The sequence below is a fragment of the Photobacterium lucens genome (assembly GCF_009873615.1).
GTDB classification, from domain to species: Bacteria; Pseudomonadota; Gammaproteobacteria; order Enterobacterales; family Vibrionaceae; genus Photobacterium; species Photobacterium lucens.
On sequence record NZ_SSMG01000270.1, the window covers coordinates 1 to 13479 of the forward strand.

9 protein-coding genes are annotated in these 13479 nt (G+C 40.5%); 4 read left to right on the top strand and 5 right to left on the bottom strand.

Translation table 11 applies throughout. The features are described 5' to 3' along the window. Window positions 1–308: 308 nt before the first annotated feature. The 4 genes from rsmF to E5A76_RS11520 form a co-directional block, all read right to left on the bottom strand. On the bottom strand, window positions 309–1739 hold the full coding sequence (gene rsmF / locus E5A76_RS11505; RefSeq protein ID WP_161119019.1) for a 16S rRNA (cytosine(1407)-C(5))-methyltransferase RsmF: 1431 nt from the start codon (window positions 1737–1739) through the stop codon (window positions 309–311). Between the two features lie 157 nt (window positions 1740–1896). After that, the gene (locus tag E5A76_RS11510) at window positions 1897–4524 is read right to left on the bottom strand and encodes a PqiB family protein (protein ID WP_161119020.1); all 2628 of its coding nucleotides are present in this window, start codon (window positions 4522–4524) and stop codon (window positions 1897–1899) included. Further along, on the bottom strand, window positions 4505–5701 hold the full coding sequence (locus E5A76_RS11515; RefSeq protein ID WP_161119021.1) for a paraquat-inducible protein A: 1197 nt from the start codon (window positions 5699–5701) through the stop codon (window positions 4505–4507). Before E5A76_RS11515 ends, E5A76_RS11510 begins: the two co-directional genes overlap by 20 nt. A gap of 119 nt (window positions 5702–5820) precedes the next feature. Further along, window positions 5821–7653, bottom strand: coding sequence for an ABC transporter ATP-binding protein (locus tag E5A76_RS11520; protein WP_161119023.1), 1833 nt, complete (start codon window positions 7651–7653; stop codon window positions 5821–5823). A gap of 84 nt (window positions 7654–7737) precedes the next feature. Here E5A76_RS11520 and E5A76_RS11525 point away from each other — a divergent pair, with 84 nt between their 5' ends. The 4 genes from E5A76_RS11525 (at window position 7738) to E5A76_RS11540 (ending at window position 11828) form a co-directional block, all read left to right on the top strand. Then, a complete protein-coding gene (locus E5A76_RS11525; RefSeq protein ID WP_053989713.1) occupies window positions 7738–8196 on the top strand; it encodes a GAF domain-containing protein in 459 nt (152 codons plus the stop codon). A gap of 109 nt (window positions 8197–8305) precedes the next feature. Then, window positions 8306–8938, top strand: coding sequence for an RNA chaperone ProQ (gene proQ, locus E5A76_RS11530; protein ID WP_053989714.1), 633 nt, complete (start codon window positions 8306–8308; stop codon window positions 8936–8938). Between the two features lie 18 nt (window positions 8939–8956). After that, window positions 8957–10960: a carboxy terminal-processing peptidase gene (prc, locus tag E5A76_RS11535; RefSeq protein ID WP_161119022.1), complete on the top strand. Its 2004-nt coding sequence runs from the start codon at window positions 8957–8959 to the stop codon at window positions 10958–10960. Between the two features lie 202 nt (window positions 10961–11162). Next, entirely contained in the window at window positions 11163–11828 is a 666-nt protein-coding gene (locus E5A76_RS11540) for a lipocalin-like domain-containing protein (RefSeq protein ID WP_053989716.1), read from the top strand. Between the two features lie 139 nt (window positions 11829–11967). Here the strand turns inward: E5A76_RS11540 and pncB are convergent, their stop codons facing one another. Next, the gene (pncB, locus tag E5A76_RS11545) at window positions 11968–13167 is read right to left on the bottom strand and encodes a nicotinate phosphoribosyltransferase (RefSeq protein WP_187695628.1); all 1200 of its coding nucleotides are present in this window, start codon (window positions 13165–13167) and stop codon (window positions 11968–11970) included. Between the last annotated feature and the right edge of the window lie 312 nt (window positions 13168–13479).

Below are 13479 nucleotides of genomic sequence, written 5' to 3' on the forward strand. Positions count from 1 at the left end.
GAAATAGAAGCTTGAAAAGTCGAGGAATTTAAAGATGAGAGGTTGGGCGGTAAAAAAACGCTTTTATATTTCAGAAATGTTACCTTGATACCGTTATTGAAGGTGGAAAGTTGAAGACAAAAAATAGCCCGAAACGACTCCTGTCTCGGGCCTAGGGGAATGGCTCTCGTAAGAGCCTTGCGCTAACTGGTTAGTAAATGGAGTTTGATTACACTTTCAATGTTAGTTGAATAATGGTCTTTTTCCAGTTTGGTAGATAATTAAACTATCAATTAACGCAAGATCGACGATGATGAACGCTTTTTGTGTTAGATATCAAAAAGGTTGGTATCACGCACTAATTCACGGGGTAATCCATTTTTAATACGGTTACTTACCCATTTACCAATACCGATTGGGTAATCACGGTAAGTCACAATAACTTCGCCTTTACCAGCTGGTATTTCAGGGCGAATGTCACGTCCCATGAACCATTCTTTAGCTTGCTCTGCATTAAGCTCTACAGCGGTAGATTCGTTGCCAGAAGCCAGTGTCATCACTGCTTCATGCTGCCAGCGGTAACCTTTTTTGTGTTGCTCTGCCAATTTGATACCGATACGTTGGAAGCGGATTTCACCAATTAAGCTTTGCAGCTCGGAAGGGAATAACCAAACTTCTTTGTCACGTATCCATACATCGTGTTGTGCAGGTAGGGTGATATCTAAATCTTGCTTTAGTTGCTTAGCAATATCTTGCTGATCTTTATCTTTTAGCTGGCTAAATGGGAATTTACCCATGCGCTTTTTCACTTTATCCGTTTCTACTGGTGCCAGTTTGCGAATACGAGCAACAAAGAAACCTTCGCTATCAAAGATCTGTGGGTAAACGTGAAGGAAGCCATCTTCTGTGAGTGATTTTTCTGCACCCTCAAACAGATCATTTAGTGGCTCAAATTGAACAGCATCACCAAATTTCTCTTTTAGGAAATGACAAACCTCTTGGTTTTCACTTTGGTTTAACGTACAGGTTGAGTACACCATAACGCCGCCAGTTTTTAGGGCTTGGAATGCACTCACAATCAGGTTGCGTTGGACTTCTGCGATCTCCTCAATAGAGGCTAAGCTCCAGTTTGCCATTGCATCTTCGTCTTTACGAATAGCACCTTCACCAGAACATGGCGCATCTAATAAGATTGAATCAAACGCTTCTGGTGCCCATGTGCCAAATACACAACCATCAAAATGGGTAAGTGCCGCATTGTAAACACCACAACGTTGTAGGTTTGAGTGCAGTACTTTAATACGACTTGCAGCCAGCTCGTTTGCCACCAGCGCCCCTTGATTTTGCATGGCACAGGCAATTTGAGTGGTTTTAGAGCCCGGTGCAGATGCCATATCTAGCACGCAATCTAACGCATCGTTATCTTTTAATAATGCAGTAACTGGCATCATTGAGCTGGCTTCTTGAATGTAGAATAGACCCGCCATGTGTTCAGCAGTATTACCTAGCGAAACACTGTCTTCATCTTCTCGTTCGATCCAAAAGCCAGTATCACACCAAGGTACTGGCGTTAATGTCCATCCACGGTTTGCAACACGAGCAAGGAAATCCTCTACACTGATTTTTAGTGTGTTGACACGAATGCTGCGACGAAGAGGTGTTTTACAACATGCAATAAACTCATCGATGTCTAAGTGCTCAGGCATGGTTTGCTTGATTAAATCGATGAATGCGTCTGGGATATAGATATTCGGATGCAAGGGAAGGATCTCTATTAACTAGCTAATGGCGCTGAGTTTATAACAGATTGGTATGAATTGCAGTTTTTGCTAATACAAAGCGTAATAAACCCAGATTACGGATTAAAAAAAGAGCACCGAAGTGCTCTTTGTTAATGTGTTTATTGTCGAAGAATGCTTATCGCTCTGGGATAGCGGTTCTCCATGCCAACCATTTCGGATTCACTTCTTTGTGCAATAGGAAGTGGGTTCCCGCTCTGGCTTGTGGTTCAAGTGGTTGCTGCTCTGGCGTTGCAAACGCAATACCACCACGAAGTAAGCTATCAAATGTGCCTGCTTTGACGTTTGCACCGGTAATGCCGATATCGACATTCACACCTGATTTATTCCAAAATACCGAGTTCTTGCGAACAAGATGGCTATATTGTTTCTCTAGCTGTGCTTTGATGATCACACGATCGGCTAAGTCACCCAGTGATACATTAACCACTTGTCCAACTTGGATATCACGGTAAAGCAGTGGTGTTCCTTCGCTAACAGAGCCACGGTCTTCACTTTCTAATACGATAGTTAAGCGAGAATCAAACAGCTCGGCAGAGCCCAATTTAAACTTATCGGCAAAGCTGCCTTTACCCGGTTGAACTGCAATGTATGAGCTAAGTAGCGAATCTAGGTTCTCACTACCACTTAGGCTGATCTTCGGCTTAACGACCCAGAAGTAGCTATCAGATTTAGCAATTTTCTTAGCGTATTTCGGGTATAAACGCGCTTGAATTTTTACGTTGTTTTTGTAGAAATCAGGCTCTATGTTGATGATTTTACCTATGGTCACGCCTTGGAATTTGATTTCGGTATTATTAGAAACCGAACGAGCATCGTTAGCGGTAAGAGTGATCAACTGTCCGAAGTGTTGTGCATCACTCAGACTTGGGTAGAGCTTGTATTTTGAACCAATACGGTTGCTAACTTGATCCATATTATCAAAAGCAATACCGCCTTTGATTAATGTTGATAATGGATCAGTTACCAATTTCACACCATTTAAACCAGCTTCTACCTCAATGCCTGAACGATTCCAGAATACGGTGTGAGAAGTGATTAGGTGACGGTATTGTTTTTCAATGTTTAGCTTGATGTTTACACCATTATCTTTCAGTGCAAAGTCGATAACTTCACCGACCTGAAGATTGCGGTATAACACTGGGCTGCCTTCAGAAACAGGCGGTAGCTTTTCGGCAAACAGGTTAATAGTGCTATAGCCTTTAAGCTTTTCATCTGCAAGATCAGCAAGGCTACGGTTTTTAAATAGGGTGTAGCTCTTGTTAATTTTGCTGTTACCTACAGAGGTAAAGCTGATTGCACTGCTGATCAGTTGATCGGCTGGCGGAATAGAAACATCTACACCTCGGCTGGTGATACTTGCATCCACACCACCATCAACGAAGAAGCGACTGCTGCTACGAATTAAGTTGGTGTATTCAGGCTGAACTAATACATCGAAACCAACACGATCACCTGATAGCTCAACATTGGTAATACGACCCACCGTTAAGCCTTTGTAGCGTAGTTTAGTACCACGTTTAATACCGAAGCTTTGATCGGCATACAGCTTAAAGGTTGCAACACCCGGTTGTTGTTCTTCTAATGCATCACGAGTGATGGCGGTGAAGTCACGGGTTGTTTCACCTTTACCAGGAATAAGGCGTAGGAAGTTGCCACGAACAAGATTACCAATGTTCTTCACGCCATTAAGTGAAACTTCCGCTTCTTCTAATAACAAACGCGAACCGCTGTTTAAGTATTCTCGCATACTCGGTTCAATCGCAGCATGAGCAACAATCTTGTTTGTTTTATCATCTAAGCCAACATCGGTGATTTTACCGATCTGTAAACCGCGATACATGATAGGTGAGCCAGAATCGCTGATATTGTTGTTATCAGGCAGGGTGATTGTGATTGCAATACCACGACCTGCGGTGTTGATATCTGGGTAGAGTTTAAACAGGTGGTTAGGCTCAATCATAGTGCCTTTATCCGGTGAATCAAATGCAATCGCACCTGCAATTAATGCTGATAGGCTTTCAAACTGTACATCAACGCCGTTAAAGCCAATGTCGGCACGCATACCGCTAACATTCCAGAAACGGCTTTTATCGGTAACTAGATTGGCGTAACGTGGTTTGATTAATGCATCAATCACCACTTCTTTTTTGTTATCGCTTAATGTGTAATTAAAAACTTCACCTACAGGGATCTTCTTATAGAAAATTTGCGAACCAATACTGATCGATCCAAGATTTGGCGCTTTTAATTGCAGCTTTAAGCCATCTTCCAATGGGGTATCTGCTGGTTGGCTTTCAAGTGCTGTAAATTTGGTTGCTTCAGGACCGTCACCCGGTAATAAGGCAATGTAGTTACCTGAAACCAAAGTATCTAAACCTGAAATGCCAGTAATAGATGCTTTCGGTTTAACTAACCAAAAACGAGTATTTTTACGCAAGACTTTGACAGCTTCGGGATAGATGTCTGCGGTAACATAAATGCTTTTTAAATCTTTCGATAAGCTCACATCACGCACAATACCTACTTCAAGACCTTGATAGCGGATAGTGGTTCGTCCAGCAACGAGACCTACAGCATCGTTAAAGTGAATTTGAATACGTTCGCCCGCTTCATTAACCGCTTTAAATAGCAGCCAGCCTGCTAGTATTAATGCAAGTAGCGGCAATAGCCATAGTGGTGATAGCCCCCGATCACGGCGAATATTCACCTTGTGGGGTTGTTCGTTATTTGGATCGTTGTTCATAGTTATCCCATATCAGGCGAGAATCTAAACTTTCTGCTGCTAACATTGTTAATACTACCACGACGGCGAAGGCAATTGCCCCTGGACCTGGCGTGAAATCAAGAACTTGACCACGGTCTATCAATGTAACCATGATCGCAATAACAAAAAGATCCATCACGGACCATTTACCAATCCAGTGGACGGCACGAAAAACACGCATTCTAAATAGATGGCGAGTATCTCGCTTAAATTGCACTGCTAATAAGATGTAAGCCAAGCTGATGATCTTGGCTATAGGAACAATAATACTGGCGATAAAGATGATGGCAGCAATGCCTGTCATCCCCGTTTTTACCAGCTCAGCAACGCCTGAAAAGATAGTATCTTCAATACGTTTACCGTTATTCATGAAAATGGAAATAGGGTATAAGTTTGCGGGTAAAATGAAGATGCTAGCTGAGATCAAGTATGCCCATGTTTTTTGAATTGAATGGGGAATACGATCATGCAGCACACTATTACAGCGTCGGCAATGAGTAAGGTGCTCTTGAGTGAGATGACAAGTGGTGCAAAGGGTATCTAAATCATCACTAATATGTTCATTTTCAGGCTGCCATGCGTCCCAATATCGTCGAACGCTGATACGTGTTAACAGCACTAAGAACAATATTTGCATGGTGATGAGGCAATATAAGCCTAATCCAACATTGATATCCGCCACTTCTTGGACTTTAAAGCAAGCGATAGCAAGGCTGACTAAGAATACATCAAGCATGACCCATTGTTTTAAATGGTGCAGTACCCATGTTGATAGCTTAAATAGACGAAACTTACGAAATTTCAGTGAAAATTGTGCGCTGAAGACAGCACTCATTACTAACAGTGGTGCAATAACACTACAAAACAGAATTAACGTTGCGACACCGGGAAAAGATGCGGAAAGTGTGATAGCCCCTGATGGAAGTGTTGCTGGGATCATCTGACCAAATAATCGAATGGTGATTAAAGGCAAGGTAACTGTCGGTATAAAAAGGATCAACCCGGCTGCTGCAATGGCAAGCTCGGCATTAAATCTTGCTGTTCCCCCACGATATAAACGTGTTTGACAACGGGGACAGTAAGCACTTTGTCCGTGATGAGCCACTTCAGGAAGCACGAGTAAATTGCAACCTGGGCAGCGTCTGGCCGTCGACATAGTACGTTGTTTCCTTCGTAAAAAGAGCGGGATATAAAAACGCCCATGAAATATTAATTCACAAGTGTATAAAAACAGAGTGAATGATAGCTCATGAGCGTCAAGAAGGGGATACTATATTATTTTGTGCCGAGTCTTGCCACCGCTAGTTGTGGATCTCTTTGCTCTACATCATCATTAGGTGATTGAATTGAACCATAAAGTGTTTGATATAACCCATGTTGGCTAACTAATTCATTATGTGTACCAGATTGGCTTACTAATCCATCTTCTAATACATAGATTAAATCAGCTTGTTTAACCGCTGAAAGACGGTGGGCAACAATCAATGTGGTTTTCTCAGCTAAAAATTCATTCAAGGCTTTATGAAGTGCTGCTTCTGTTGACGTATCTAACGCTGATGTCGCTTCATCTAAAATTACAAAATCTGGGTTCGATAAAATCATTCGAGCAATCGCTAAACGTTGACGTTGGCCGCCTGATAAACGAATACCTTGGCGACCAATCTCTGTTTCTAAGCCGTTGGTCAGGCGTTCTGTCATATCTGACAACTGTGCGATTTCTAATGCATTCCACAATTGATCATCAGTGTAGTCACCACCTAAGGTTAAGTTATGACGTAACGTATCGTTAAATAACACAGGGTGTTGCAGTACAACCGCCATTCGTTCACGTAACGATTCATAACTGACATCTTCAATGGTATGACCGTTAATATAAATATCGCCAGACTGCTTTTGGTAAATACCAAGTAACAGTTGGATCAAAGTCGATTTACCACCACCAGATGCACCCACTAAAGCAACACGTTTACCTGCTGGAATATCAAGATTTAAACCACGTAGTACTTCTTTATCGTCGTCATATGAAAAGTGAACATCTCTCACTTTAATATCAATCGCTTCATTATGATTGAAAGGGTATACGGTTGCGGTAGGACGTACTTCTTCTTCGAGAGATAACAAAGTATTTAAGCGCTGCATTGCAGCAGATGCGCTATACCAAGAAAATTGGATACCCAGTAGCTCTTGTACAGGACCAAGCATAAACCACAGGTAACTAAAGACTGCCAGCATTTCACCAATGGTTAAGTTACTAAATAACACCATTAACATCGCGGCAGCGCGGAAGACTTCAAAGCCGGCCAAGAATAATAGGAAAGATATTCGACCTGCGGCCTCTGATTGCCAAGCAAATTTATCGGCACTGTGACGGATATCGTTGGCTTGAGATTTCAATTGCCCTAGGAATTCACGTTCACGATTGGATGCTCGAAGTTGGTAAATCCCGTCTAACACTTCAACTAAACGTTGTTGGAACTTTTCATAAGACTGATTTTCTTGGCGTTTTAAGTTCTTAACGCGATTACCCATTAGTTTTGAGGCATACACCACAATTGGGTTGATCACTAAAATGAACAATCCTAGCTTCCAATCAAGCCATAACAAGACACCAGCTGTACCTACTACGGTTAGCAAGCCAATAATAAAGCGACTTAAGGTATCACCAACAAACTTATCAATGGTCTCGACATCAGTAACAAGGTGAGAGGTGATACCACCACTGCCTTTTTCTTCGTACTGACGCATGCTGATACGTCCTAACTTGTCTAATAAATGCTGACGAAGGTGAAAGGTGATGTCTTTAGATACTAATGTGAATTGTCGGCTTTGCAGAATATTTAACGCTTGGCTCACCGTGCGCATGAATACGACAAGAAAAAGCACTAATAGAATATAGCCAGTCGCAGTTTGCCATGATTGAGGTAAAAGGTGATTTAAAAATTGAATACCTTCAGCAGGCTTATGTAGAAGTACTTCATCAACCATTAAAGGCATTAATAAAGGAATAGGAACACTAATAAGAGTTGCGACAATAGCAATGATATTTGCCGTGATCAGCCGAGGACGATGTTTTTTGGCTTGCATAAATAGCCAAGACCAATTAATCATGGTTGGGAGGGAATGCTTCACAATGATAATGATTCCTATTATTGATGAGTAATTTCATTTTAACGATTATGTAAGGCGTATGCTATGGAAAATACACGTTCTTTTTATGACCGACTCACACGTCAGGCTGTGGCATTGATTGAAGGTGAAACGGATTTAATTGCTAATATGTCTAATATTAGTGCGTTATTGAACATGGAGTTGGAACGAATTAACTGGGTTGGTTTCTATTTGTTAAAGGATAATGAACTGGTGCTTGGTCCGTTCCAAGGTAAACCTGCTTGTGTTCGAATTCCGGTTGGAAAGGGCGTATGTGGAACTGCGGTTAAAGACAACAAAGTTCAGCGTGTTGATGATGTTCATGCCTTTCCTGGGCACATTGCATGTGATGCTGTTAGCCAGTCAGAAATCGTTATCCCATTAAATGTTAGAGGAAAATGCATCGGTGTGTTGGATATTGATAGTCCAGATTTGTCAAGATTTGACCAAAATGATGAACAAGGTCTAGTTTCTTTAGTTGAAGAACTACAAAAAGTACTCTAATTTCATGCTTTCGGTGGTTTTTCCTTTATAGGTAATTATAATAGCCACACTATTTCTTTTTGAACAAAGCACAACAAGCGAGCAAATCTCGTTTATGTCAGGAAAGTCCATGGAAAACTCTGAAAAGTTAACGAACAGTAAAGAAGTTATTGCATATATTGCTGAGCGTTTCCCAAAATGTTTTACTATTGAAGGTGAAGCTAAACCACTTAAGATCGGTATTTTTCAAGATCTTGCTGAGCGCTTAAGTGATGATCCAAAGGTAAGCAAAACTCAATTACGTACAGCATTACGTCAATACACATCTTCCTGGCGTTACCTTCACGGCGTTAAAGCTGGTGTAAGCCGTGTTGATTTAGACGGTAATGAGTGTGATGTACTTGAGCAAGAGCACGTTGATCACGCACTAAAAGCACTTGAAGAAAGTAAAGCAAAAGTACGTACTCGTCGTAAAGAGCAAGCAATGGCTAAAGCTGCTAAAGAAGGCGAAGCTAAAAAAACTCGTACAAAATCAGCTAAACCAAAGAACATTAAGCAAAAAACAGCTAAAGTTAATAAGAAGCCAGTAGAGACTACACGTGTACTAAACGCTGACGAAGTGATTGTTGGTAAAGACGTACAAGTGAATATGGGCTCTGGTAACATGCCGGCAACTATTGTTGAAATTAACAAGGACGATGTGCGTGTTCGCTTAACTAACGGTTTAGTTATGGCTGTTAAAGCGGAGCACCTGCGTTCATAAAGGGAGAATGCGCGACGCATGAATTGTCGATTCCGTTTCTCACTGATAGCTGCTGGCATGATGCTAGCAGCTTCAGCACAAGCCTCTGAGGCTAAGTATTCATTAAGTGATTTGCCGCAACTTGCACCTGAAAAGCAACATGCAACGGCGAGTAAAAGGGTTGCGTCACGTTTTACCCGTTCACATTACAAGCACTTTTCACTTGATGATAAATTCTCTGGTCAGGTATTCGATCGCTATATCGAAATGCTCGACTACAACAAAAGCTTTCTAACAGCTTCAGATGTGAAGCAATTTGAACGTTGGCGTAATCAGTTTGATGATCAGTTGCAATCTGGTGATACATCAGGTGCTTTTGATATTTTTAATAAAGTACTTCAACGTCGTTTTGAACGTTATCAATTTGCGCTTTCGCAATTAAATAACGAAATCAAATTCGATAAAAATGAAGACTTTGTTATTGACCGCTCTGAACTTGAGTGGCCAAAAGATCAAGCTGAATTAGATGAAATTTGGCGTAAACGTGTTAAATACGATGCGTTAAATCTTAAGCTAGCGGGCAAAAACTGGAAAGAAATCCAAGAGACGTTAGGCAAGCGTTATAACAACGCAGTAAAACGCCTGACTCAAACTCATAGCGAAGATGTATTTCAGTTATATATGAATGCTTTCTCGCGTGAAGTTGATCCTCATACGAGTTATTTATCTCCACGTAATGCTGAACAATTCCAATCAGAAATGAACCTTTCTTTGGAAGGGATTGGTGCTGTGCTGCAAGTGAAAGATGATTATACGACGATTCAATCCCTTGTTGCTGGTGGCCCAGCGGCTGGTTCTAAGAAATTAGCAGCAGGTGATCGCATCATTGGTGTTGGTCAAGAAGGCGAAAAGATTGTTGATATTATTGGTTGGCGTTTAGACGACGTTGTCCAATTAATCAAAGGTCCTAAAGGGTCGAAAGTGATCCTTGATATTCTACCTGAAGGTAAGAATAGTAAGAGTTACACTGTCACAATTGTACGTGACAAAATTCGCCTTGAAGATCGTGCTGTTAAATCTGAAGTGAAGACTGTTGAAGGCAAGAAAATTGGTGTTATTGAAGTACCAAGTTTCTATGTTGGTCTATCTGAAGATACTAAGAAAGAATTAGCAAAACTTAACAAAGATAAAGTCGACGGTATCGTAATAGACCTGCGTAACAATGGCGGTGGTGCGTTAACAGAAGCAACAGCGTTAAGTGGTTTGTTTATTTCGAGTGGTCCGATTGTCCAAGTTCGTGATAGTTACGGTAGAGTAAAAGTAAACAGTGATTCAGATGATCAGGTTTTCTTTGATGGTCCGTTAACTGTGCTTATTAATCGCTATAGTGCATCAGCATCAGAAATCTTTGCTGCAGCAATGCAAGATTATGGTCGTGCTGTTGTACTAGGCGAACAATCCTTTGGTAAGGGTACTGTGCAGCAGCACCGTTCGCTAAACCACTTGTATGATTTGTTTGATAAGCCGCTTGGTCATGTTCAGTACACGATTCAAAAATTCTACCGTATTAATGGCGGTAGTACTCAGAATCTAGGTGTTGTACCTGATATCTCTTTCCCTACAGCGGTTGAACCGTCTGAAACCGGTGAGAGTGTTGAAGACAATGCATTACCTTGGGATAGCATTAAGCCAGCTAAATACCAACAACTTCATAATTATTCGTCTGTTCTTCCTAAATTAAGTGAAGAGCATTTAGCACGAATTAAGAAGGATATGGAATTTGGTTTCATTGACGAAGATATCCAAACCTATAAAAAGGAAAAAGATATCAACACCATTTCGTTAAATGAAAAAGTGCGTATTGCTGAGCAAGATAAAGAAGATGCTGAACGGTTAGCTCGATTAAATCAACGTCAAAAAGCGATGGGTAAAAAGCCATTTGCTGATCTTGATGCAGTGCCAAAAGACTATGAAGCACCAGATGCTTATCTTAATGAGGCTGTAGGAATCACAGCAGATTTGACGAAGATTAAGTCATCGTAATTGTGTGCTCACTCATTACAAGGTTATGATTATAAAGCGCTCTTAGGGGCGCTTTTTTTATACCTCTCAATTACAGTAACATTCTCACCTCTAAGACATGTTGTATATTATAATGTGATCTTGCGCATATTTTTCATCGCAAAATAGCTTTCCCAACTAGTTTTAAAGTACATGCACTTTGTTCTGGTAACAGGGGAAGCCTATGAAAAAGCTATTCTTTATTGCTCTATTGTTTGTATTGAGTACATTCAGTCGTCCAACCTTTGCCGATGATATAACAGAATTTGATTACCCATTTTTACTTGGCAATTGGTATTGGTTTAGTTCAACTGAAGCTGGCGTAGAAAGCGAAGGTGAAAGTTATCGCGCAATGCATGTACAATTTAAATCAAATTATCAGTTTGCTATGCGTCTATTGCGTGTTGATGGAAAAATTGAACAATGGGCTGGCGAGTATAATATAGATGAAACCAATATTACCTTCATGACGGATAATGAAGATGATCAAATGCATACTTATATGTTGAGTTATAACCAGTTCGTTTTAGATGGAGCCAGATTTACTAAACTCGCACCTGAGAACTTACCGGGTAACTGGAAAACATCAGTAATTTCAGGTGTGGATGTTGATAAGAGTATTTCAGAATTATCGTTAACACTTCGCCCTGACTTTTTGTTCTCTGCGGAGGTCTCGAACGACAAAGGTAAATCAAAAGAGCATCGCGGTATTTACTACATAGAAGACAATCAGTTAGTTCTGCTTTATGAAGATGGCCAACATGATTCAGAATTTGAGTTAACCAGTAATGATACGTTAATGTTAACCAACACCCATTTTGGTATGGAAGCTATTCTACAACGAGAGTAATCGAAAAATGCTAAAGGATTAGGGTAGGTTACGATAGGAAATATTGGCTAGCGATTTTATTATAGCTAACGCTAAATACCAAAAAGAAAGGCGAGCACTGCTATCAGTTGTTCGCCTTTTTTATCTATATATTAGATTATTATTGATTTGCGAGATTGAACGCAGATCGTAACTGATCTAAATAATCTTCATCACGGCAGATACTTTTACCTGGTTCGTCCGAGATTTTTGCAACAGGTCGACCTTCACATTCAGTCAGTTTTAAAACAACATTGAGTGTTTTAACATTGGGTAGGTCGCACGTTAGTTGCGTACCAATACCAAAACTCACGTTAATTTGATGGTTGAAGTGTTTGAAGATGGCAAGTGCTTTATCAAGCGTTAGGCTATCAGAGAACACTAATGATTTGGTTTTAGGATCAATTCCCAATGACTTGTAATGGGCGATAGCTTTTTCACCCCAAGAAATTGGATCACCACTATCGTGACGAAGACCAACAAAACGCTCTGATAAACGTTTATCAAAATCACGAAGGAATGCATCCATATTGATACAGTCGGTCAGGGCAATGCCTAAATCATTCGGGTATTCTTGTAACCAACGATTCAATGCAAGTTGCTGAGAATCGGCAAGCTCACCTGATAATTGTTGGTGAGCTTGGAACCATTCATGGGCTTGAGTACCAACAGGTTTTAGGTTACGTGTAAATGCAAGGTAGTAGTTAGACGTACCTTTAAACTCAGGCATGTTGTCTTTTAAATAATCAACAACTTCATGATGAACGGCTTTAGAGAAACGACGTCGTGTACCGAAATCCACCAGCGCAAATTCACTTAAATCGGTGTCTTCTGCATTACGGTAAAAACGTGCAATTTTCTGTTTTAATTGTTCGATCGCATCTGCAGGTGTTGCATCAGGGTATAGATGCGCACAACGGATTTCGCAAATAATGGCAAGAAGCGGCACTTCCCATAAGATCACATCAAGCCATTTACCACGAATAGTAATAGCTAGTTGTTCGCCAGAATCATCAATAGTTACATCGTCTGCATTTAGCTGAAAGTGGCGTAAGTACTCAAGATAATCAGCACTGAAAAAAGACAGTGTAGAGAGGTAGTTGATCTCATCTTCAGTAAAAGAAAGTGCTGCGATTTTTGCGATTTGATCTTTGATCTCTTGAGAGTATGGGCGTAGATCTTCTTCGCTTCGGCAGTGGAATTCAGCCACAGCTTCAACGTCTGGGTATTGATGGAAAATAGCCTGCTGCATATGCAGTTTATAAGCATCGGTATCAAGCAGGGAGTCGATAACCCTAATGTTGTGTCTGTTATTAATCATATCTGGTAGTAGATACTTATTAGAAGTGATAATAAATCTATGAGGATAATGCTAATTCATTAATATTCAATGAGTTAAACTTAGGATGATTAATGAAAATCATAGTTTATTAAAGCCTTAAGTTAGTTGGGATTGTGAACTAAGATGTGATGTTCGTCAAGTATAACCATTCTCATTGCGACTAAGCCCAAGTGTTAACTTTGCTTTTTAAATCTACAGCTTATGCATAAATTGCCAGTTTAAATTTCACCGTATTTGTATGAGTAATCAAGAGGTGGTTTTTCATGATTTTTGTGACCGCTATTTAGGTTT